21 protein-coding genes are annotated in these 24371 nt (G+C 32.0%); 10 read left to right on the forward strand and 11 right to left on the reverse strand.

From position 1 onward, the window contains the following. Window positions 1-230 precede the first annotated feature (230 nt). Together murB and A8975_RS03435 are read right to left on the reverse strand one after the other, a co-directional pair. A complete protein-coding gene (gene murB, locus A8975_RS03430; protein ID WP_134198682.1) occupies window positions 231-1244 on the reverse strand; it encodes a UDP-N-acetylmuramate dehydrogenase in 1014 nt (337 codons plus the stop codon). Further along, entirely contained in the window at window positions 1245-2435 is a 1191-nt protein-coding gene (locus A8975_RS03435; protein ID WP_131505911.1) for a pyridoxal phosphate-dependent aminotransferase, read from the reverse strand. A 116-nt stretch (window positions 2436-2551) separates the two neighbouring features. Between A8975_RS03435 and A8975_RS03440 the strand changes: the two genes are divergently transcribed. Continuing rightward, window positions 2552-3883, forward strand: coding sequence for an aspartyl protease family protein (locus A8975_RS03440; protein ID WP_243832940.1), 1332 nt, complete (start codon window positions 2552-2554; stop codon window positions 3881-3883). Window positions 3884-3932: 49 nt separating this feature from the next. Here the strand turns inward: A8975_RS03440 and A8975_RS03445 are convergent, their stop codons facing one another. Continuing rightward, window positions 3933-4358: a DUF1573 domain-containing protein gene (locus tag A8975_RS03445; protein ID WP_129759215.1), complete on the reverse strand. Its 426-nt coding sequence runs from the start codon at window positions 4356-4358 to the stop codon at window positions 3933-3935. Between the two features lie 184 nt (window positions 4359-4542). On the opposite strand from A8975_RS03445, the gene A8975_RS03450 reads away from it, so the two are divergent. Next, window positions 4543-7176 (forward strand): valine--tRNA ligase, encoded by a 2634-nt coding sequence (locus tag A8975_RS03450; protein WP_134198683.1) that lies wholly within the window; start codon window positions 4543-4545, stop codon window positions 7174-7176. Window positions 7177-7257: 81 nt separating this feature from the next. Here the strand turns inward: A8975_RS03450 and rodA are convergent, their stop codons facing one another. The 6 genes from rodA to purH all read right to left on the reverse strand — a co-directional run bounded on the left by rodA (window position 7258) and on the right by purH (window position 14510). Continuing rightward, entirely contained in the window at window positions 7258-8535 is a 1278-nt protein-coding gene (rodA, locus tag A8975_RS03455; RefSeq protein WP_134198684.1) for a rod shape-determining protein RodA, read from the reverse strand. A 9-nt stretch (window positions 8536-8544) separates the two neighbouring features. Continuing rightward, complete coding sequence (gene mrdA / locus A8975_RS03460; protein ID WP_134198685.1) at window positions 8545-10479, reverse strand: penicillin-binding protein 2; 1935 nt, start codon at window positions 10477-10479, stop codon at window positions 8545-8547. Then, window positions 10476-10982, reverse strand: coding sequence for a rod shape-determining protein MreD (gene mreD / locus A8975_RS03465; protein WP_129759211.1), 507 nt, complete (start codon window positions 10980-10982; stop codon window positions 10476-10478). Before mreD ends, mrdA begins: the two co-directional genes overlap by 4 nt. Further along, entirely contained in the window at window positions 10975-11799 is an 825-nt protein-coding gene (mreC, locus tag A8975_RS03470) for a rod shape-determining protein MreC (protein WP_129759210.1), read from the reverse strand. Before mreC ends, mreD begins: the two co-directional genes overlap by 8 nt. Before the next feature lie 10 nt (window positions 11800-11809). After that, the gene (locus A8975_RS03475; protein WP_129759209.1) at window positions 11810-12838 is read right to left on the reverse strand and encodes a rod shape-determining protein; all 1029 of its coding nucleotides are present in this window, start codon (window positions 12836-12838) and stop codon (window positions 11810-11812) included. A 139-nt stretch (window positions 12839-12977) separates the two neighbouring features. Then, window positions 12978-14510, reverse strand: a complete 1533-nt coding sequence (purH, locus tag A8975_RS03480; RefSeq protein ID WP_134198686.1) for a bifunctional phosphoribosylaminoimidazolecarboxamide formyltransferase/IMP cyclohydrolase — start codon at window positions 14508-14510, stop codon at window positions 12978-12980. A gap of 216 nt (window positions 14511-14726) precedes the next feature. Between purH and A8975_RS03485 the strand changes: the two genes are divergently transcribed. Both A8975_RS03485 and A8975_RS14625 read left to right on the forward strand, forming a co-directional pair. After that, window positions 14727-15980 carry an ABC transporter permease gene (locus A8975_RS03485; RefSeq protein ID WP_131505905.1) on the forward strand — a complete coding sequence of 418 codons (1254 nt, stop codon included), beginning with the start codon at window positions 14727-14729 and terminating at the stop codon, window positions 15978-15980. Between the two features lie 3 nt (window positions 15981-15983). Then, window positions 15984-16196 (forward strand): hypothetical protein, encoded by a 213-nt coding sequence (locus A8975_RS14625; RefSeq protein ID WP_134198687.1) that lies wholly within the window; start codon window positions 15984-15986, stop codon window positions 16194-16196. Here A8975_RS14625 and A8975_RS03495 read toward each other — a convergent pair. Then, window positions 16186-16644, reverse strand: a complete 459-nt coding sequence (locus A8975_RS03495) for a GAF domain-containing protein (RefSeq protein ID WP_134198688.1) — start codon at window positions 16642-16644, stop codon at window positions 16186-16188. The genes A8975_RS14625 and A8975_RS03495 overlap by 11 nt on opposite strands. 92 nt (window positions 16645-16736) lie before the next feature. Here A8975_RS03495 and xrtF point away from each other — a divergent pair, with 92 nt between their 5' ends. From xrtF to A8975_RS03525, 6 genes are all read left to right on the forward strand, one after another. After that, window positions 16737-17288, forward strand: a complete 552-nt coding sequence (gene xrtF / locus A8975_RS03500; protein WP_134198689.1) for an exosortase family protein XrtF — start codon at window positions 16737-16739, stop codon at window positions 17286-17288. Further along, on the forward strand, window positions 17281-17709 hold the full coding sequence (locus tag A8975_RS03505; protein ID WP_129759203.1) for an exosortase F system-associated membrane protein: 429 nt from the start codon (window positions 17281-17283) through the stop codon (window positions 17707-17709). The genes xrtF and A8975_RS03505 overlap by 8 nt, the downstream gene beginning before the upstream one ends. 60 nt (window positions 17710-17769) lie before the next feature. Continuing rightward, the gene (locus tag A8975_RS03510) at window positions 17770-18183 is read left to right on the forward strand and encodes an HYC_CC_PP family protein (RefSeq protein ID WP_129759202.1); all 414 of its coding nucleotides are present in this window, start codon (window positions 17770-17772) and stop codon (window positions 18181-18183) included. Window positions 18184-18250: 67 nt separating this feature from the next. After that, window positions 18251-18979: a heavy metal translocating P-type ATPase gene (locus A8975_RS03515; protein ID WP_134198690.1), complete on the forward strand. Its 729-nt coding sequence runs from the start codon at window positions 18251-18253 to the stop codon at window positions 18977-18979. A gap of 14 nt (window positions 18980-18993) precedes the next feature. Next, window positions 18994-21234, forward strand: coding sequence for a TonB-dependent receptor plug domain-containing protein (locus tag A8975_RS03520; protein WP_134198691.1), 2241 nt, complete (start codon window positions 18994-18996; stop codon window positions 21232-21234). A gap of 22 nt (window positions 21235-21256) precedes the next feature. Next, the gene (locus tag A8975_RS03525; RefSeq protein ID WP_134198692.1) at window positions 21257-21637 is read left to right on the forward strand and encodes a heavy-metal-associated domain-containing protein; all 381 of its coding nucleotides are present in this window, start codon (window positions 21257-21259) and stop codon (window positions 21635-21637) included. 308 nt (window positions 21638-21945) lie between these two features. On the opposite strand, the gene A8975_RS03530 is transcribed toward A8975_RS03525, so the two are convergent. Further along, on the reverse strand, window positions 21946-24360 hold the full coding sequence (locus tag A8975_RS03530; protein WP_134198693.1) for a hypothetical protein: 2415 nt from the start codon (window positions 24358-24360) through the stop codon (window positions 21946-21948). Between the last annotated feature and the right edge of the window lie 11 nt (window positions 24361-24371).

Raw genomic sequence — 24371 nt, forward strand, 5'->3', positions numbered from 1 at the left:
TAAAATTTAGTGTTAATTTAAAAAAAAATGTACCTTAAAAAAATCCAAAGTACCTTTTTAAACGTATATAAATAAAGGTAGTAAAATTACTAAAATTACTACATAGTTGATAGATTGATTACAAATTAAATACTATAGAGTACTATTTTCTTAGTAAGAAATTGATTAATAGCTTTTTTCAAAAAATATTCTATAGCACGTTAAAGCCTCTGATTTAGAGGCTTTTTTTATTAGATGATATTGACTTCGGTTTCGATATCAATATTAAATATTCGTTTTATAGTATGCTGAATTAATTTAGCGAGTTTTAAAATGTCACTTCCTTTAGCGTTGCCGTAATTAACCAAAACTAAAGCTTGTTTTTTATGAACTCCATAATCCCCAAAAGTTTTTCCTTTAAATCCAGCTTTTTCTATTAACCAACCAGCAGGTACTTTAACTAATTTATCAGAAACTGTATAACTTGGTATTTCAGGAAAATTAGCTTGTAATTTATTAAAATGATCAGAGGAAATTACAGGATTTTTAAAGAAGCTTCCGCTATTGCCTATTTCTTTTGGATCAGGTAATTTGCTTTGGCGAATAGCAATAACTGCTTTTGAAATATCTTGAATAGTAGGATGGCTTACTTTCATGTCTTCGAGTTGACTAATAATAGCTCCATAACCAGTATTTAACTTATGCTCTTTTTTAGTAAGTTTTAAGTTAACACTTGTAATAATGTATTTTCCTTTAGCGTCTTGTTTGAAGATTGACTCTCTATACCCAAACTTACAATCTTGTTTGTTAAATGTTTTTGTGTGTTGTGTAGCAATTTCCATTACCTCACAGCTTTCAAAAACATCTTTTAACTCAACACCATAAGCACCAATATTTTGAATTGGAGCAGTTCCAATATTACCAGGAATTAAAGATAGGTTTTCAACGCCACCTAAATTATGCTCAAGACACCACAATACAAATTTGTGCCAATTTTCGCCAGCATAAGCTTTAACAATGGCATAGTTTTCATCTTCAGAAATTATTTCAATTCCTTTAAGATTCACATGAATTACTAGCGCATCAATATCTTTAGTAAGTAGCATGTTACTGCCACCACCTAATATGAATTTTTCTGGATACTCATTTGAAGCCAAAGTACTTGTAAGTTCAGCTAATGAGTTTACTGATGTAAAGTGTTTTGCTTTAGCATCAATACCAAATGTGTTATAGGTTTTTAAAGATTTTTGTTGCTCTATCAAGATTTAGTCTTTGTAAACTTTTAGTGCTTCTTTTAAAATATTAACAGCTTTTATAAGGCTGTTTTCATTAAGTACGTAAGCTATTCTAATTTGGTTTAAACCAACTCCAGGAGTAGAATAAAATCCTGCAGCAGGAGCAACCATTACAGTTTCTTTGTCAATATCAAATTTTTCTAACAACCACTTAGCAAAATTATCAGCACTTTTTACTGGTAATTCAGCAATACAATAAAATGCTCCTTTTGGTTTAGCTACTTTTACACCATCAATCTTTTCTAATTCAGAGATAAGCGTATTTCTTCTAGATACATAATCATTTATAACACCATCAAAATAGCTTTGAGGAGTGGATAAAGCTGCTTCACTAGCAATTTGTGCTAAAGTTGGCGGACTAAGTCTTGCCTGAGCAAATTTAAGAGCAGTTTTAATAAACGATTTGTTTTTTGATACCAAATACCCAATTCTTGCGCCACACATGCTGTAACGTTTTGAAACAGAATCAATCATTATCGCATTTTCTGCAATACTCTCTTCTTGCATAATGGAGTAAAACTCGTTACCATCGTAAACAAACTCACGGTAAACTTCATCTGCAATTAAAAACAAATCGTGCTTTTTAACTATTTGAGCTAGTTTTTTTATTTCCTCTTTAGAATATAAATAACCTGTTGGGTTTCCTGGATTACAAATAAGAATTGCTTTTGTTTTAGGCGTAATTAGTTTCTCGAACTCTTCAATAGCAGGTAATGCAAAGTTGTCTTCAATTTTGGAAATTACAGGAACAACCTTGATGTCAGAAGCTGTTGAAAACCCATTGTAATTTGCATAAAAAGGCTCAGGAATAATAATTTCATCGTCAGAATCCATTATACTACCAAAAGCAAATAGCAACGCTTCGCTTCCTCCAGTAGTAACTATGATATCATCATGTTCAACTTGAATATTGTTTTTATGGTAATATTCAGCAATTTTTTTTCTGTAGGCTTCAGATCCTTCAGATCTTGTGTAAGCAAGTATGTCTAAAGAATGTACTTTTACAGCATCTAGAGCTACTTCAGGAGTTTTAATATCTGGTTGTCCTATGTTTAAATGATAAACAGTTTTACCATCTTTATAAGCTTGTTCAGCGTAAGGCACTAATTTTCTTATTGGAGATTCAGGCATTAATTGCCCTTTTTTAGAAATTGTCGGCATTTTTTTGATTTAAAACGCAAAGTTCTGAAAATTATCTTAAAGTTTTTTTAAAAAACACACCTAAAAAAAAATCTTACTCCAAAGATTTGTAAATTGTATATAGTCAATCATTTAAAATGCTTAAAAGGATACTTGTCAATATTGGGCTTTTTTTGATGTGTACTTTGGTTTGTGCGCAAGATGATTTTAATCTGCCAAACAATAAAGATTACACAAAAATTAACTTTAAACTTATTAATAACCTAATAGTTTTTCCAGTAGAGGTTAACGGTGTTGAACTCTCGTTTTTGCTAGATTCTGGAGTTAGTAAACCTATCTTGTTTAACATTATTAATTTAACAGACTCATTGCTGGTTAATAATGTAGAGCGTATTTACTTACGTGGATTAGGTGCTGATGGTGAAATTGAAGCGTTACGATCTAGAGAGAACTTTTTAAAAGTAGGTGATGCTATTAATATAAATCAAGACATTTATGTGGTTTTTGATAACTCAATTAATTTTACACCTAGATTAGGTGTAGATGTTCATGGAATTATTGGGTATGATATTTTTAAAGATTTTGTTGTAGAAATAAACTATAGGTCAAAATTTATAAAACTATTCAAACATAGTGAGTATAAGTATAAAAGCTGTAGGAAATGTGAATCTTTCGATATGATATTAAATAAGAACAAGCCTTATATAGATGCATATGCTGAAATAGATACAATTAAAACTCCAGTTAAATTATTAATTGATACAGGGAGTAGTGATGCTTTATGGTTATTTGAAGATCATGAAAAGCAAATATTACCACCTAATGAAAAATATTTTCATGATTTTTTAGGTAAAGGTTTGAGTGGTAATATACATGGAAAACGCTCAAGAGTTAATTCATTTTCTTTAGGTGATTTCCATCTAGAAAATGTAAACGTTGCATATCCTGATTCTGCTTCTATAAGTCATGCGCGAAAATTTGAGGAACGAAATGGAAGTATTTCAGGAGATTTATTGAAACGCTTTAATATAGTTGTAGATTATAAAAACTTAAAAGTAACTTTAAAAAAGAACAGCAATTTTAGAAAGCCTTTTTTTTATAATAAAAGCGGAATAGTATTAGAGCAATATGGAGTAAGGGTTATAAAAGAATTAGGTGAAAAAAAGTATATAGATAGTTATGGAAGAGAAAATAGAGATAACATTATTGTTGATTTTTCTCAAACATTTCACTACAGTTTAAAACCATCGTATACAATTGTTGAGTTAAGAGAAGGATCTCCTGCTGAGAGAGCAGGACTTGAAATAGGAGATGTTATTTTATCAATCAACAACAAAGGGACTCATAAAATGACATTACAAGAAGCTACTTTATATTTTTGTGAAGAAGATAAAAAACTGATTAAATTAGAGGTTGAACGAAAAGGAATTATAAAGACATTTACTTTTAGGTTAGAAAGCCTATTATAACTAAAAAAAGCCCTCAAAAGAGGGCTTCAATTTTTTATTTAACAAAGTATTATTGCTCCATAACACTCTTGTCTTTCTTTTCTAAAACACTTGTCTTACTTGGGTCAACAACTAGACCTTTAATTTTAAGAGCTACAGTAGGTGTTTCAGCATTAGATGTTACTGTAATAGTTTTTCTAATTGGGTTTACTCTGTTAGTGTCATACTTTACTTCAATTTCACCAGTTTCACCAGGCATAATTGGACCTTCAGGTTTTTTAGGCACAGTACAACCACAAGTAGACTTTACATTAGAAATTATTAAAGGCGCATTACCAGTGTTTGTAAATTCAAACACACGAACACCATTTGAACCTTTTTCAATGGTTCCGTAATCAATGACATCTGTTTTAAATTCAATTTTTGCAACTTTCTCTTGAGCGAAAGTTCCTAGGCTTAAAAGCCCTACAAATAAAATTACTACTAAATTTTTCATCATTTTAATTTTAAATTGATACTTCAAAGCTACTTACTTTTTATTGTTAAGCAAAATTTATTAGACGTATTACAGCAATATTAACATAGTTAAAAGCAAATAACACTAATATTTCGCTCAATAATTTCTAAAAAAAAGAAATATAAGTACTTTTGCACATCATTATTCAAAAACTATTCCAAAGATGAGTATTCCATCAAAATATGATGCACGAAATGTAGAGAGCAAGTGGTATGATTACTGGATGAAACATAATTATTTTCATTCAAAACCAGACAGTAGAGAACCATATACTATTGTCATTCCGCCACCTAATGTAACTGGAGTACTACACATGGGACATATGTTGAATAATACCATTCAAGATGTTTTAATTCGTCGTGCACGTTTACAAGGTAAAAATGCATGTTGGGTTCCAGGAACAGACCATGCATCTATTGCTACCGAAGCAAAAGTTGTAGCAAAACTTAAAGACCAAGGTATAGATAAAAACGATTTAACTCGCGACGAGTTTTTAAAACACGCTTGGGATTGGACTCACGAATATGGAGGTGTAATACTAGATCAGCTTAAAAAATTAGGTTGCTCTTGTGATTGGGAACGAACAAAATTCACTATGGACGAAGACATGAGTGAAGCTGTGATAAAAGTATTTGTTGATTTGTATAACAAAGGACTTATTTATCGTGGTTACCGAATGGTAAATTGGGATCCTGAAGCAAAAACAACACTTTCAGACGAAGAGGTAATCTATGAAGAAAAACAAGGAAATCTTTACTACTTAAATTATAAAATAGAAGGAAGTGATGATACGTTAACTATTGCTACTACGCGTCCTGAAACCATTTTTGGAGACACAGCAATTTGTATTAATCCTAATGACGAACGTTTTACGCATTTAAAAGGTAAAAAGGCAATTGTGCCTTTATGTAATCGTGTGATTCCTATTATTGAAGATGATTATGTTGATGTTGAGTTTGGTACAGGTTGTTTAAAAGTTACACCAGCTCATGATGAGAATGATAAAATGCTTGGTGATAAGCATAATTTAGAAGTTGTTGATATTTTTAATGAGGATGCTTCACTTAATAGTTTTGGGTTGCATTACGAAGGAAAAGATCGTTTTGTAGTAAGAAAAGAAATCACTAAAGAACTAGAAGAAAAAGGGTTTTTAATTAAAACCGAAACTCATATTAATAAAGTAGGAACTTCCGAAAGAACCAAAGCTGTTATCGAACCTCGATTAAGCGATCAATGGTTTTTAAAAATGGAAGAACTGGTAAAACCAGCAATAAAAGCTGTTTTAGAAACAGGAGATGTTAAGTTGTTTCCAAAGAAATTTGAAAATACTTATCGTCATTGGATGGAGAATATTCGTGATTGGAATATTTCTAGACAGTTATATTGGGGACATCAAATTCCTGCCTATTTCTATGGAGATGGAAAAGAAGACTTTGTGGTTGCTGAAACCATAGAAGATGCACTAGAGTTAGCTAAGACTAAAACTTCAAACTCCGAACTTCAAGTTTCAGACTTAACTCAAGACCAAGATGCTCTAGATACTTGGTTTTCATCGTGGTTATGGCCAATGAGTGTGTTTGATGGTGTTAGTAACCCAGATAACGAAGAGTTTAAATACTATTATCCAACAAACGACTTGGTAACAGGTCCTGACATTTTATTCTTTTGGGTAGCTCGTATGGTTATTGCAGGTTATGAATATACTGGTGAAAGACCATTTGAAAATGTATACTTAACAGGATTGGTACGCGACAAGCAACGTCGTAAAATGAGCAAATCTCTAGGGAATTCTCCTGATGCTTTAAAGCTAATTGAAGAGTTTGGGGCAGATGGTGTTCGTGTAGGGTTGCTGTTAAGTTCTGCTGCAGGAAATGACTTGTTGTTTGACGAAGCCTTATGTCAACAAGGAAAAGGGTTTGGTAACAAAGTATGGAGTGCATTTTACTTAACAACACTTTGGGAAGTATCTCAAGATATTGCACAGCCAAATTCAAGTAAAATAGCGTTAGAATGGTATGAAGCCAAATTTCAAAAGGCGTTAATTGAGATAGAAGATCATTTTAGTAAATACCGTTTGAGCGATGCTTTAATGAGTATTTACAAACTTATTTTTGATGATTTTTGTGGTTGGTTATTAGAGATTGTAAAACCAGCTTATGGTCAACCAATAGATGCTGTAACCTATAATAAGTTGATTTCTATTTTTGGAGAGAACTTAAAAATTATGCATCCATTTATGCCATTTATAACTGAAGAAATTTGGCAAGCTATGGGAGAGCGTTCACCAGAAGAAGCTTTAATCGTAGCAAAATGGCCTGAGCAAAAATCAGTAAACGAAGCTTTAATTACCGAGTTTGATTTTGCTTCACAAGTAGTTTCAGGAATTCGTTCTGTAAGAAAAGATAAAAATATTGCGTTTAAAGATGCTATTGCATTTTCGGTTTTAAACAATGAGCAAATTCAACCAACATTTGATGAGGTAATTAAAAAGTTAGGAAACTTAGAAGAAGTCGCTTATGTTACTGAGGCTGTTGAAGGAGCTTTGACTTTTAGAGTAAAATCTAATGAGTATTTTATACCTATGTCTGGAGCTATTGATGTTGAAGCTGAAATTAATAAGCTAACCGAAGAGTTAAACTATACTGAAGGGTTTTTAAAATCAGTACAGAAAAAACTATCAAATGAGCGCTTTGTAAACAATGCACCAGAGCAGGTTGTAGCTTCTGAAAAGAAAAAAGAAGCTGATGCTTTAGCAAAAATTGAAACCTTAAAAGCAAGTTTAGCGAGTTTGAAATAAAACAGTGAAAACTATAGATAAAAGAAAAGGAACTGAATTTCAGTTCCTTTTTTGTTTTTTTAAAGAGTTTTTTTGACTTATTTACCACTCATTAATCTTGTTACTGTCTAGCTTTACAAAAATAAAAAGTAGTATGGTAAAGCCCCAAAGTCCTGAGCCTCCATAGCTAAAAAAGGGTAGAGGAATACCAACTGTAGGTATTAAGCCCATTACCATTCCTGTATTAATTGTAAAATGCACAAAAAGGATGGATGCAACACAATAGCCATACACTCGGCTAAATTGGTTCTTTTGAGATTCGGCTAAGTACAGAACTCTAATAATTAATGCTACAAATAAAATAACTACCAATGCGCTACCAGCAAAACCCCATTCTTCTCCAACTGTGCTAAAAATATAGTCGGTATGCTGTTCTGGTACAAACTTTCCTGTAGTTCTAGTGCCTTGTAAATATCCTTTTCCTGTTATACCACCAGAGCTAATTGCTTTTTCAGATTCGTTGAGGTTGTACAAGATGGTTTGCTTCATCTGTTGTAGCTTTTCAGGATCTTTTTCTAAGCGTAACCAAAGGCTAATACGGTCTTTTTGGTGAGGTTTTAAGATACTGTCATAAAACGTACGAACACCAAAAGCGAATCCAATGCATAAGACTAAAACAACAATGGGTTGCAAAAACGAAGCACGCTTTTTTCGTTTTAAAAAGTAAATGGTAAATATTAAAACAGCTGAGAGAATAGCTGTAAACAAGACACCAAACTTTAAGGATAGTACAGATAATAATAGTATTGCAACAGCAATAAGTAAGTAAATTTGTTGTAAGCCTTCTCTATAAAATACAAAGAAAAAAGAAGCATAGACTATGGTGCTTCCTGCATCATTTTGTAATAAAATAAGAATTGCAGGAACAACTATTATAGCTACAGTTTTTAATTGGTCTTGAAGGGTTTTCATGTTGGTTTGCAAATCGCTAATGTATTTAGCAACTGCTAGTGATGTTGCAAATTTTGCAAACTCACTTGGTTGTAATGTCATTCCTCCAATGGCGTACCATGAGGTAGCACCATTAACGTTTTTTCCAAAAATGAATAAACCAATAAGGGAGAGTAATGAAATGAAATAGATGATGCTAGCAAACCGTTCATAGAATTTTGCTTCTATAGAAAGAATGATGACTATTAACGCAAGAGTAAGCATGATAAACATAAGCTGTTTGCCATAAGGTTGGCTCATGTCAAAATAACTAGTGATTTCTCCTGTGTGTGATGCCGAAACTATGTTAAGCCACCCAAACCCAACAAGAATTAAAAACAATGTTATTGTTATCCAATCAAATTTAAAGCCTCTGTGTTCTCTCTGCATTTATCTTGGTTAGTTAACAGTTTGCGTATTGATATTAATTTTTCTTTGTTTCTCCAACTCATACTCATTAACCGTCATAATTCTCGATTCGCCATTAATTTTAAATGGTTTTCCAGAATGAGGTTTTTCATATTCATGCTCTAAAGTGTGTTGAAGTATCCAGTTTTCCATATCTGTTCTGGTGATTTCTCCTTTAATGTATTTTTCAATCATTAAACTAGCAATTCTACCAGCAAAACGACTTCCCCAATACCCATTTTCTACAAAAACAGCAATGGCTATTTTAGGGTCGTCTTTGGGAGCAAAAGCGACAAAAATAGAGTGGTCAGTAAGTTGAGTTTTTACGCCATCTATTCTTGTGAAGTTTTCAGCAGTTCCTGTTTTTCCACAAATTTCAATACCAGGAACTTGTAGGTATTTTGCTGTTCCTTTATTGTAAACATCATACATACCTTGAATAACAGGTTCAAAATTTTGTTTGTCGATAGTGGTGTGATTAGGAGTTGTATACTTGCTGTCTATGGTGTCGTTTTCAATTTTTTTAATAATATGAGGTGTGTAATAATAACCTCTGTTTCCAATAGCAGCAGCCATGTTAGCTAACTGAATTGGAGTAGCAAGCACTTCACCTTGCCCAATAGCATTTGAAAGTGTAAATGTGGTATACCATCTGTTTTTTCCGTAGGCTCTATTATAGGTTTCAGCATCTGGGATTTTTCCTGGTTGCCCAACCCTTAGGTCATAACCTAAATAATTCCCTAGTCCAAAACTCTTAACATGATTACTCCAAATGTCCATTCCTTCAGCAGGAGTATCATACTTGTCCATAATACGACGATATACATTGGCAAAATAGGCATTACAAGACTCGTAAATTCCCAAGTTCATGTCAGCAGGACTTTTATGACCATGGCAACCCATTTTTCGGTTTCCATATCTATAACCATGCGCACACGTAAACTTATCGTTGGTTGTAACTACATTTTCTTGTAAACCTATTAAAGCATTAATGACTTTGAATGGAGAACCTGGAGGATACATAGCTTGTAAACCTCTATCGTACAATGGTTGTGAAAGCGAATCGTTATAAAGTTTAGTGAAATTTTTAGAGCGGTTTCTACCTACTAACAAATTAGGGTTGTAGGTAGGTGATGAAATCATAGTTAGTATTTCTCCTGAGCTAGGTTCAATAGCAATAATACCACCTCTTTTGTTTTGCATTAAAAGCTCGCCATAGGCTTGTAGTTCTGCGTCAATTGTAATAGTAATATCTTTTCCTGGTTCAGGTAAAGTATCATAAATACCTTCTTTATAAGGTCCTATATCTCTATTAAAACGGTCTTTTTGAATAAATTTAATGCCTTTAACGCCTCGTAAAGTTTCTTCGTAAGAAATCTCTATACCTTGTTTACCAATTAAGTCTCCCATTTTATAATATGGTTGCCTTTGTATAATGGCATTGTTTACTTCTCCAATGTCTCCTAAAACATTTGCCCCAATACTGGTTTGGTAATCTCTAAGTGAACGTTTTTGAATGTAAAAGCCTTCAAATTTTCTCATTTTTTCCTGTAACAAGGCATAATCTTCTTTAGATAATTGAGCTACAAAAGGCGAAGGTAATCTAGGAGAATAGTGGTAAGCTTTATCATACTTTTTTTTGAAGTCTTCTTTTGTGATTTTTAAAAGATTACAAAATTCCAAAGTGTCTAAAGGCTCAACTTCTCTAGGAATAATCATTACATCATAAGAGGGTTGATTGGCAACTAAGAGTTTACCGTTTCTATCGTAAACATAACCACGTTTTGGGTAATCATATACTTTTCTAATGGCATTATCTTCATAAAGATTATAAGTACTTTGGTTGTAAACCTGTAAATAAAATAATCTTGCAATAAAAATAAGTCCAACAATAACAACTGTTGAAAGAAGTAAAAGTTTTCTCATCGACGTTTTTTGCTAAATAGAATTGTTGACATAAAACATAGTATTATAGTAAAAATACTAGAGAATAACGTCTTTTGAAGTATTAAAATTATTTTAGAAATGTTAAAAACTTCAAGTGAAAATAGCACGAAATGATGAATAACAGTAAAGAGTGAAATATATATCAATCGGTTTCCTAACTCAGTATTGCTAAATTTAATGCTTTGGTGTTCGTAAATCATTCCGAAGGAAAACTTAAGCAATACAGGTCTAATGTAAGCAATAGTAACTGCTGCAGCAGCATGAACACCACCAGAGTCAGAGAAAAAATCTACACATAAACCTAATAAAAAACCAAGAATAATAATAACGGTTCTATTGGTTCTTATCGGAAAAAGCATAATAAAAAGTATGTAAACATACGGATTTATATAGCCTAAAAAATTGATGTGATTACATACCAAAACCTGTACTAGTAATACAGTAATAAAAAGTAATGTAGTATTTACTGCAGAATTATTCATTTACTGGGTTTTGAAGTGTCTCTATTTCTTCTCTATCAAGATGTTCAATAATGTAAACATGCCCAACGTTAGTCATGTCGTTAAATAGTTTTACATTAATGGTATATGTGTCTCCACCAATGTCTAAAACAAAATCATTAACAGTTCCAATGGGAATTCCTTTAGGGAAAATAGTTGATTGCCCACCAGTAACAATAGTGTCGCCTTCGGCAACAGGTGCAAATTTTGAAACGTCTTTCAATTGCGCTAATTCAGGTGACTTTGTATCCCATCTTAAAGACCCAATATGGCTCGTTTTTTTAAGTTGAGCATTTATTCTACTATTTGTATTTAAAATAGATTGTACTCTGGCGTAACTATTAGATGTGTTGTCAATAATACCAATAATACCTTTGGAAGTGATAACTCCAAAATCTTGTTGGATACCATCTTTTTTTCCTTTGTTTATAGTAAGGTAGTTGTTGGTTGCAGAATAACTGTTTTTATAAACAACTGCGGGAGTAAGTTTAAAGCGTTTGCTGTACATCGTACTGTCAGCATAAAACGATTTTAAAGTATCAGTTTCTCTATTGAATAAGATAGACTTTAGCCTGTTGTTTTCTTCAAGAAGTTTTTGGTTCTCGCTTTTTAAATCAAAATACTGACCAATGTTGTTTACTTGTTTGTAAACTCCACCAGTGAAAAAATTAGCAGAATTTATAAACTTACTTTTATGGTAAGAGTGCGATTGAATTGTTAAAGCCAACGATACACCAAACAACAACAAAAACAAAAGAAATGTTTTGTTTCTAATAACAAAGTTGATGATTTGTTGCATTATTAATTACTTATTTTATCAATACACTTTTGAATTTAGAAAGGTTTTTGAGTGTAATTCCTGTTCCTCTTACTACAGCTCTTAATGGATCTTCAGCAATATAAACAGGTAAGTCGGTTTTTTGAGATAAACGCTTGTCTAAACCTCTAAGCATAGAACCTCCACCTGCTAAATAAATTCCTGTATTGTAAATATCTGCAGCAAGCTCAGGAGGTGTTTGAGATAAGGTTTCCATTACAGAGTCTTCAATTCTTAAAATAGATTTATCTAAAGCTTTAGCAATTTCGCGATACGAAATATTCACTTGCTTAGGCTTTCCTGTTAAGAGGTCTCTACCTTGAACACTCATGTCTTCTGGAGGTAATTCTAAATCTTCAGTTGCTGCGCCAATTTGAATTTTTATCTTTTCAGCAGTACGTTCTCCAACATAAAGGTTGTGTTGAGTACGCATGTAGTAAATAATGTCATTTGTAAATACATCACCAGCAACTTTAACTGATTTGTCGCAAACAATTCCACCAAGAGCAATAACAGCAATTTCTGTTGTTCCTCCACCTATATCCACAATCATGTTTCCTTTAGGTTGCATAATATCAATACCAATACCTATTGCAGCAGCCATTGGCTCGTGTATTAAGTAAACTTCTTTACCATTTACACGCTCACAAGACTCTTTTACAGCTCGCATTTCCACTTCAGTAATACCAGAAGGAATACAAACAACCATACGCAAAGCAGGAGAAAATAATTTCTTTTTTAATGCAGGAATGTTCTTAATGAACATACTTATCATTTGCTCAGAAGCATCAAAATCGGCAATTACACCATCTTTCAATGGTCTAATGGTTTTAATATTTTCGTGAGTTTTTCCTTGCATCATGTTGGCTTCTTTACCAACTGCAATTATTTTTCCAGAAATTCTATCTCTTGCTACTATTGATGGACTATCCACAACTACTTTGTCATTATGGATAATAAGTGTGTTTGCTGTTCCTAAATCTATGGCTATTTCTTCTGTTAAGAAATCAAAAAATCCCATACGCTGTTGTTAGTTATGTGGGTTGATATTATTTAGTCTTTTAGACGTTGTTGTAAATGTAATAAAATATACATTAATTACAGTATTACAAGATACGTTTAAAATGAATTAACAGATTTCAATTTTTTTAGAAAAAATGTTAATGTTTAAAATGACGTGTTCCTGTAAATACCATAGCAACATTGTTTTCATTACAATAGTCAACACTTAGTTGATCTTTTATAGAGCCTCCAGGTTGTATTACAGCAGTAATTCCAGCTTTATCAGCAATTTCTACACAATCTGGAAACGGAAAAAATGCATCACTAGCCATTACAGCACCTTGCAAATCAAAATTGAAAGATTGTGCTTTATGTATAGCTTGGTTTAAAGCGTCAACACGACTAGTTTGTCCTGTTCCACTTGCACATAATTGTTTGTTTTTTGCTAAAACGATTGTGTTAGATTTGGTATGCTTACAAATTTTTGAGGCAAATATTAAATCTTCTAACTCGTTTTGAGTTGGTTTATTGTTTGTGGCTTCAGATAAATGCGAAACAGCATCAGTAACGTTATCTCTCTCTTGAACCAAAACACCATTTAAACAACTTCTTACAGTAGTTTTTGGTAGTTCAATATCATTTAAAATTAAAAGAATCCTATTCTTTTTTCCTTTTAAAATTTCTAATGCTTCTGCAGAAAATGATGGTGCAATAACAACCTCACAAAATAAGCTGTGAATTTCTTCGGCTGTAGCTTTGTCAATTTCAGAGTTTGCAATTAAAATACCACCAAAAGCTGAAACAGGATCTCCTGCTAAAGCATCAACGTAAGCTTTGTGCAATGTTTCTCTTTGTGCTAAACCACAAGCATTATTGTGTTTTAGAATAGCAAAAGTAGGAGCTTCTCCTTTAAACTCGTTCATTAAAGTAACAGCAGCATCAACATCTAAAAGGTTGTTGTAGCTTAGTTCTTTACCGTGTAATTTGGTGAACATTGCTTCAAAATCTCCAAAGAAAAATCCTTTTTGGTGAGGGTTTTCGCCGTAACGTAACACTTGTCCTTTGGTTTCGCTTACTTTTAAAGCAGCAAGATCATGATTGCTATTGAAATAATTAAAAATAGCCGAGTCGTAGTGTGACGATACATTAAAGGCTTTTGCAGCAAAACGTTTTCTGTCTTCTTCAGATGTTTCACCACTTTTAGCTTTTAAAAGTTCTAAAAATTCACTGTAATCTTCAACAGAAGACACGCAAACTACATCAGCATAGTTTTTGGCTGCAGCTCTAATTAATGAAATACCTCCAATGTCAATTTTTTCAATAATATCTTGATGTGCAGCACCAGAAGCTACGGTTTTTTCAAAAGGGTAAAGATCAACAATAACCAAATCTATTTGAGGAATGTCAAAATCTTTTAATTCGGCAACATCACTTTCATTATTTTGTCTGTTAAGAATACCTCCAAATACTTTTGGGTGTAATGTTTTAACACGACCTCCTAAAATTGAAGGGTAAGATGTTACATCTTCAACAGGTACAACATTAATTCCTAAGTCTTTTATAAACTTTTCGGTACCTCCTGTTGAGTAAATGGTTACATTTTGTGCGTTAAGTTCTTTAACGATTGGTTCTAATCCTTCTTTGCTAAAAACAGAGATTAAAGCAGATTTAATGGTTTTGTTGTTATTCATTGTATAGTTGTGTGTTTTTTTGATTTCCATTTTTATGGAAATAACAATTTTAATGTTTTTTCAATATCAAGTATTAAAAAGTGTTGTTTGCGAGTGCAAAAGTACATATTCTTAAAGAGATTTTAAGGCTTGATAACGCAGATTATTTAAGTTTTTTGTAACAATAGATTGTTAAAAACGTCCTATCTTTAACTTTGATAAAATTTCGACCAATTCATGCTTGTTTATTTACGATTATTTAAGGAGAGTTTTACGTTTGCTATTAACGCATTACGAAACAATAAACTACGTACTTTTTTATCGCTATTAGGAGTAACAATTGGTATTTTTTCTATTATAGCTGTACTTGCAGCTGTTGATTCGCTTGATAGGAATATCAAAGAGCAGTTGAGCGGATTGGATAAAAACACCATGTATCTTACTAAGTATTCGTTTGGACCTACAAGTGTCCCAAGATGGCAACGTGATAATTTCCCTCAGGTAGAGCATGATGATTATGAGTTTATAGAAGGAAGTGTAGATGATATTGAGGCTATTGCCTATGTGATTTTTGGAGGCTCAGAAAATTTAAAGTACGAAGGAAAAACAGTTTCAGGAGTTAATGTCACACCTGTCTCTAATGGTATTTATGATATTGAAAATTTAAAAATTGAATCAGGTCGTTTTTATAACGAATCTGAATCAAATTCTGGAGCTCCTGTTATTGTGTTAGGAAGCTCAACTGCTACAAATTTATTTGATAATGATAACCCTATAGGTAAAACGATTAGGGCTTATGGACGAAAACTCAAAGTTATTGGCGTTTTAAAGAAAGTGGGAGGAGGAATTGGAGGTGATTCTCCAGATGAACGTGCCTATGTGCCTGCAAATTTTGTAAGACGTTTTAATAATGGAGGAGCAAATGGTTTACCAGGAGCTGTTGTAATTAAGCCTAAAAAAGATGTCGATTTTGATGCCTTTGAATCGGTTTTAAAACAAAAATATAGGGTTTACAGAGGTTTGAAAGCTGATGAGTCAGATAATTTCTTTATCAATAAATTGTCAGGTTTAACAGATGCTGTAGATAGTATTATTGGGTTTATGAATGGTGTAGGTTGGACCATTAGTGCGTTTTCATTATTAGTAGGTGGTTTTGGTATTGCAAATATTATGTTTGTGAGTGTTAAGGAACGCACCAACCTTATTGGAATTCAAAAATCATTGGGTGCCAAAAACAGGTTTATCTTATTCCAGTTTTTATTTGAAGCTATAGTACTAGCCTTTATTGGTGGAATTGTAGGATTGATATTAGTATGGATAACAACAACAGTGTTGTCAAACTTTACGGGCGATTTTGAATTTGTGCTTTCAGCAGGAAACATGATGTTAGGATTTGCGTTGTCAACTGCAATTGGATTGATTTCTGGTATTGTACCAGCAATTTCAGCTTCAAAACTTGATCCTGTGGAAGCGATTAGAACTGGAATGTAATTTATGCTAAAAAGTATTTTAATACGGTTTTTAGCTTATCCTTTTTGTGTGTTCATGATATGTATTGGTTTTCAAATGATTTTTGAAACACCTAATTATAAATATGAATTTCTTAAATCTAAAGCTATAATTTCAGGAGTTGGTTTAATTATTGTCGCTCTAGTTTATATTATTACTGATATAATTATTATTGTTAAAAAGAAATTTAAGCAATAATCTCAGCAACCTGTTTACAAACAAATTCTAAAAAGCGCTCGTCCGCTTCAGTAAAAGGATCTGGAGTATTAGAGTCGATATCTATTTGACCAATATTTTCACCATTAACAAAAATTGGGATTACAATTTCTGCTTTAACAGTAATACTGCAAGCAATGTAATTATCTTGAGCAGATACGTCTGGTACAACAAAATTTTGGTTACTCACAGCAACTTGTCCGCAAATACCTTTTCCAAAAGGAATAATAGTATGGTCAGTAGGTTCGCCTACATAAGGACCTAATTTTAATTCGTTTTTATCTCCATTTTTAAAATAGAATCCTACCCAGTTGTAATATGTGATGTTAGCTTCTAGCAATTCGCAAATTGCATAAAGTTTTTCATCTACAGTTGTATTCGAATTAGAAGTAATTTCGGTTACTTTAAGTTGTAATTGTTCAAACGTCATTTGTTCAAAAAGTTTTTGCAAAAGTATTTAAAAGGTGTAAATTCAAAAACTGAATTTATATAAATTTAACAGAATAAATTAGTCGTTTACTTTTGAAAAACTTACTAAAAAAATACAAGTCTGTCATAAAGTTCATTCTCACGTTTTTAATAGTGTACTTGGTCTTGTCTTTATGCTATAAATTGTATTTAGATAGGTCTAGTGGTTCAAAATACTATCCTGATTTTATAACCAATTTAGTAGCTAAACAAAGTAGTGAACTTGTTGGAGCTATGGGTTATGATGTACACTATTTAGCGCATGAAAATGAACCTTCACTTAAACTTATACTTAATGGCAAGTACGTTGCTAGAGTAGTAGAGGGTTGTAATTCGGTAAGTGTGATTATATTGTTTGTGGCTTTTATGGTAGCTTTTGCAGGAAGATTAAAGCCAACATTTTTTTACACTTTAGCAGGAGGTGTTCTTATTTATGCTGTTAATATTATTCGAATTGCAATTTTGTCAATTGGTTTGTATAATTATCCATGGCGAAGAGAAATTTTGCACACAGCTATTTTTCCTTTGATTATTTACGGAATGGTATTCATCCTTTGGATGTTTTGGGTTAATAGGTTTTCATCAATAAACAAAAAGCATGAATAACATTTTTAAAATTGTTTTGCTCATGGCTTTGTTTGGGCTTCTTGTATTGATAAGAGTGTTCGAAAATGAGTTGTTTTATGATCCATACTTGTTGTTTTTTAAAAACGACTATTTGTATATGGATTACCCAAGACGAGAAATATTAAAGTTAACGCTGTTTACAACCTTAAGGTATGTGCTAAATGGAGTGGTGTCCTTAGCTATTATATATCTCTTTTTTAAAGATAAGTCTATCGTTAAGTTTTCGGTTATAGTTTATACTGTAGCATACTTAATTTTGATTTTAATTTTTTTGTATTTTGTCATTAACCCTAGACAAGAAGATTATTATCTGTTTTTTAATTTTAGACGATTTTTAATTCAACCAGTCATTCTTTTGCTCTTAATACCAGCATTTTATTACTATAAACTTAATAGGTAGAAATGTTAATGCTTTTTTTAAAATGCAATACAACTTCATTAATTTTTATAAATTTGTATTGTGATACAAAATGTTTTACATAAAACTTTTTCAGTTGCATTAGCACTTTTAGTGTTCTTTTCTACAGTTTCTTTTACTATTGAAAAACATTTTTGTGGTGATGTGTTGGTAGATGTTTCTGTATTTTCTGAAGTTCAAAAATGCGCTATGGAAGCCTTTGAAATTGAAATGGCTGAAAAAACACAAGTGCATTGTTGTAAAGATACAGTCGATCTAGTTAAAGGTCAAGACCATTTAACCATTAAAAAGTTTGAAGATTTAGATTTTGATCAGCAACTGTTTTTATCAACATTTGCGTATTCATACATTAATCTTTTTGAAGGATTGCCGCAACAGGTTATCCCTCATAAATATTATTCTCCACCAAACTTGGTTGCCGACATACAAGTGCGCGATCAAGTCTTCCTAATTTGATTTTTTTGAACAATTTCCGTAAAAACGGATAGTAAACTTTTATTGTTCAATCAAAAAATCAAAAATAATGACACATATATACAGAGTTACAGGAATGACCTGTAATGGTTGTAAGGTAAAAGTTGAAAATGTCTTACAAGATTTAGACTATGTTGATGATGCTAAAGTAAATTTAGAATTAGGTGAAGTTACAGTAACCATGTCTCAGCATATCGCTACAAGTGTATTACAAAATGCACTACCAGAAAAATATAAGCTGTCTGAAAAGCAAGAACGAAATGTGTTTGCTTCAACAGTACAGCAAGAAGAACAAAAATCTGATTTACAGCAATTGTTTCCGTTGTTTTTAATATTTGGATACATCATTGCTGCATCAGTGTTAATCAATTTCAAGTCGTGGAATTGGAGCGATTTAATGCTCGATTTCATGGGCTTATTCTATATCGTTTTTAGTTTTTTCAAACTATTAGATTTAAAAGGATTTCCTGAAAGTTTTAAAATGTACGACCCATTAGCTAAAGCAATTCCTGCTTATGGTTGGGTGTATCCTTTTATAGAAACAGCTTTGGGTATCATGTTTTTAATGCGTTTTCAAATTCCGTTGGCATTAGTAATTACCTTAATTATTTTAGGAATTACTACCATAGGAGTAACCAAAACATTGCTGGATAAAAAAGCAATACAATGCGCATGTTTGGGTACAGCATTAAAACTACCTATGACCAAAGCAACTTTTATTGAAAACAGTATAATGATTGTTATGGCAGTGATTATGCTTGTTCAAATCTACAGTTAAATAAATTTTTAAAAATGAAAAAACTATTATATATAATCCTCTTGTTTCCGCTTATTGGGCTTTCTCAAGATACCCTTAACGGAACTATTCTAGAAGAGAATAAAGAAAAAGAACCAATACCAGTTGTTGGAGCCAATGTATATTGGTTAGATACAACTATAGGAGCTGTTACTGATATCGATGGGAAATTTTCGATACCTTATAAAAGTGAATACACAAAGCTGGTTGTAAGTTATGTAGGCTATAAAACCGATACTATAACCGTTAGTTCAGCTAAGGCTATAACACATTGGTTGAAACCAACAAGTGAGTTGGACGAAATAACAGTAACCTCAAGAAAGCAAGCAACTTCAAAATCATATTTGCAAGCTACCAATACATTTACTGTAAGTAGCGATGAGTTGTTAAAAGCTGCTTGCTGTAATCTTTCTGAGAGTTTTGAAACCAACCCATCTATCGATGTTAATTTTGCCGATGCAGTTTCAGGTACGCGTCAAATTAAAATGTTAGGTCTCACCAGTCCGTATATTTTAATAGCAACAGAAAACATACCAACAGTTCGAGGAGCTTCGCAAGCTTATGGATTAACCTTTACACCAGGAACTTGGGTTGAGAGTATTCAAATCACTAAAGGAATGGGAAGTGTGGTTAATGGATATGAAAGTATTGCAGGACAAATAAATGCTGAACTTCAAAAACCAACAAAAGACGATAAGCTATTTGTGAATTTTTACGGAGCAAGTAGCGAACGTATGGAATTGAATACACACTTTAATACTAAAGTAAGTGATAAGTGGAGTACAGGTTTGTATTTACATGGTAACACGCATCAAAAAGAACATGATGTAAATAATGATAACTTTTTAGATATGCCAAAGTATCATCAAATAAATGTGATGAATAGATGGCAATATACTGACACTGAAAAAGGGTTTGTTGGGTTTTTTAATTTCAGGTTTTTAACCGATGAAAAACAAACAGGTGAGCTAGATTTTAACCCAGACACTGATAAGTTGACTACCAACGCTTGGGGAAGTGAAATTGATACCAAACGATTTGATTTCTCAGGGAAATTAGGTTATGTAAACCCTGAAATTCCATGGCAAAGTGTTGGTGTGCAATTTGCGGTTAGCAACCATCAGCAAGATTCTTATTTTGGATTGCGACAGTACGATATTGAACACAATAGTATTTATTCTAATATTATTTATAATTCAATTATTAGCGATTCGCGTCATAAAATTAAAACAGGACTTAGTTTTACTTACGACCATTATGATGAGTTTGTTGAGGATACAGTTTATGAGCGTACAGATAACTCATTGGGAGCCTTTTTTGAATATAATTTTGATAATTTAGATAAGCTTAATCTTACAGCTGGATTACGTGTTGATAATCATAACAAATTAGGCTTTTTTGTGACACCACGTTTTCATGTACGATACACGCCTTGGGAAAAATCTGCGTTTAGAGCCTCTTTTGGAAGAGGTAAACGTTCTGCTAATATTTTTGCTGAAAATCAAAGCTTATTTGCAACTTCAAGAGCCATTAATATTATTGGAGCTAATGGTGGAGAAATTTATGGTTTAGACCCAGAAATTGCATGGAATTATGGTGTGTCTTATCTGCAAGGGTTTAATCTCTTTGGAAGAAAAGCTGACGTAACCCTAGATTTTTACAGAACCGATTTTCAAAACCAAGTAGTTGTAGATTGGGAAAATCCGCAAGAAATAAGTTTCTATAATTTAGAAAAAGATAGTTATGCTAATAGTTTTCAAACGGAATTAAACTATAATGCTTTTGAGCATTTTGATGTGCGATTAGCTTATAAATATTATGACGTGAAGACTAAATATCAAACAGGTAAAGCTATAAGGCCTCTAACACCTCAACACAGATTCTTTGCAAATGCTGGATATGAAACACATCCTAATGATGCAGGAGGGTTGTGGAAATTTGATGCAACCTTTAATTGGTTAGGCGAACAACGTTTTGCGTCAACAACTAGTAACCCTGTAGAATACCAATTACCTGAAAACTCTCCAACTGTAGCAACACTTAATGCACAAGTTACTAAGGTGTTTTCTCCAAAATTTGAAGTATATTTAGGAGGTGAGAATATTACCAATGTGCGTCAAGACAATCCTATTTTAGGTGCAAACGACCCTTTTGGTTCAAACTTTGATAGCACATTTGTGTATGGTCCAATTTTTGGAAGTATGTATTACGCAGGATTACGATTTAGAATTAAATAAAAACTTTTAAAACAAAAATAAAATGAAGAAAATAGCAGTATTAATTACGTTTTTAATGGCAACAGTAACATTTGCACAAAATAAAAATGCCAAAGCTTCTCTTGAGGTTGATGGAGTATGTATGATGTGTAAAGATCGAATTGAAAAAGCATGCATAAAAACCAAAGGTGTAAAAAGTGCGATTTGGAATGTGGAAACACATGAACTAAAATTGATTTACAACGAAGGAAAAACGAGCTTAGATGATATTAAAAAAAATATTGTTGCAGTAGGGCATGATTTAAAAGATATGAAAGCTACTGATGAAGCTTACAACTCAGTACACCCTTGTTGTAAATATCGTGATGAAGATGTGAGAGATGACCACAAAGATGAAAAAGATCCTAATCATAAAAAGCATTAAAAAACACATTCTTTAATTGAGAAAAAGCTCAAACTAAAAGTTTGAGCTTTTTTAGTTAAATTTTTGCCAATAAAAATATCACGAATCTATTTTCTGCATACCTTTAGTATGTTCTTTTAAAAACAATAAAGTTATGGGACAAGACAAGTCAAAAGGAAAGTCTACACTGCCTAAACAAGCAGTAAAAAAGACTCCACAGGCTCCTGCTAAAAAGAAGTAGTCTGTTTTTGGGCTACAAACTGATAGCCCTTCAATTTAAAGATGATTAAAGCAAATAGCCACCTCAAAAAGGTGGCTTTTATATTTTGTTAATCAATTAAGTTTATTTCTTTGATTTCAGAAAGTAGCTTGCCGTCTGAAGTAAAGCCTTGTATGACGAAAATTGCTTTTTTAATATTAGTATTAAAAATTTTAAAATTAGCATTTCCTGATTGGTCAGTTTCAATGTTTGATTTCCAATCAATATTACTGTAGTTTATAAAGTCATTTTTTGATAACGCATAAAACTCAGGAACATAAAACTTTTTTTCTGTAGAAAAACCATTGTTTACAGTAAATTCATTTGCAATGGCTTTTTTAGTGTAATCTAACTTGTAACTCTGTTTTAAATATATTCTAATAATACCTGCACCACCTCTAGAACCATATCCATTTCCGTCAGGATCAATAAATATTTCGTCTACATGCTCTAGTGTCATGTTATATAATATATCATAATTTCTATCATAGCTTGATCCGTCAATGATAAGTAAAGGTTCATTACTCGCCATAAAAGTTACAGGGTTACGATTTTTTATCTTTACAACTCCTGCACCTTGCAGTTGATCAACGACAAAGCCATGAGAATTAATTATATCAGTTACATATGAGTACATTCTTCTTAATTCATCGTCTACTTTAATTCCTTTACTATACCTATTAGCTATATATTCTTTGCGGTTTTGTAAGATTGTATCACTATTTTTTTTGTGTACATAAGTAAGGTTGATAGTGTCTAATTCTTGTCCTAGACTGTTTGCGTGTTCTAGAGAAAAACTATTTGTTGTGGTTGTCTTGCATTTATTTATTAAAGGAAGTGTAGGGTGTTTTAGCAGCTTACGATTGTTGTCAGTAATATCAATGTAAGGCTTTAAATTATTAATTACTTTGTCTCCTTTTAAAACAGTAAAGTTTATAGATGCAGAGTCTTTTAAGTAAAAGTTGTTAAAAGAAAAACTGTTGTTGACTAGCGTTGTTGATTCATTAATTTGATTAGTGATTGAAAACATTTGAATGGTGTAAGGCACACTCGATTTTGGAGGGTTTAATGAACCTTTTATTGAAAGTCCAGCATCAAAATTGTGAGTTATTTTTGGGGTTCCGGTTTTTATATTTTCCCATTTATACTTGCTCCAGCCTTGAGTTAATAAAAGCAAGTCTAGCTCATATGTTTTTAACCTGTTAATATCAGTAAAATAATAATTAGGATTTTGAATATAACCTTTCACATAAGGCTTTAATAAAAAAGAGCTTATTAAATTCTGGTTATTGGTTTGGGTTAGAGTAGCGTCTGGTAAAATAGCAATACTTAAATTAGAAGCTATTGGTGTTTTAGTATGGGTAAATGTTTTGATTGATAAAGGGATAGAGTCATTAGCTTTAGTATTTACAATAATATCTGAGTTTAAAATTAATGAGTCGTCGTAGTTAAAAATTAAGCGTTCAATTAATGGTTCAGATTTTTCGTTAAATAATGTAATTGTATTTATTCCTGATACTAGATTTTTTTTGTTTACAGGAATAACATTGCTTGTTTTTAAATCGTCAACTTTTAAATCAATAACCACTACTTTGTTGTTTTGATTTATCACTAAGTAGTAAGTTAGTCCTGTATTGTTTTTAAGTGTTACGTCGTTTGTTTTTAGGGTTATATAGGTTAACTCTTGATTTGTGTAATTATTAACCGAAATAGCAAACCCTTCTTCACTGTCAATTACTATTTCCTTAGAATAGTCTATACCATTAACTGTATATTTAGCTGTGTATTTTTCGTTTTTCTCTGGTAATAAATCAAACTTACCTAAACCAAAAATGTTACTTTTAAAGTTGGTTATCGGTTCATTTTTAGAATTGACTATTGAGCCATCTATTTCTAATCCTCTAGCGTTACAATCAGTGATTTTGAAACCAAAAGTGTTTGTAACGCCTTTAATGCTATAACCGCCTTCAGGTAAAAATTGTAAATCATGTTTAAGTTTTTCGGTTGTAGAATCTTTAGTTACACTTGTGTTTAAATCAGAATTTGGGTTGAGGATATGTATAGGCATAGAGACGTAAGCTTCGTCTTCTTTAAAATTATTCATCCAGTTTGTATAAGCAACTATATAATAGGTGTCACCTGCAATTAAATTGTTGGTGTCTAGGCTTCCTGTGAAATAACCGTTTTGGGCAAAAAATAATTTGTTTGTTATCTCCTTACCGTTTGAGTCTAATAACGATATGTAAACATTTGTTGTGTTTATAAAAGGAACTCCATTTTTTTTATCGTAGACATAACCTTTGAACCAAATAGGTTCGTTACTTATAAAGATGTTTTTGTTAATATGTAAATGAATAGTTTCTCTTTCAGTATTAAAATATGAAGTATATGCTTGCTCTATTTTTGACTTTTCATTAGTTTGTGATGCTATGTTTTTTGAGAAAAATAGAGCAATCATTATAGTTAAAACAAGTGTGTTTTTCATATTTTAGGTTG

It is taken from the genome of Meridianimaribacter flavus (genome assembly GCF_004366715.1).
GTDB classification, from domain to species: Bacteria; Bacteroidota; Bacteroidia; order Flavobacteriales; family Flavobacteriaceae; genus Gaetbulibacter_B; species Gaetbulibacter_B jejuensis.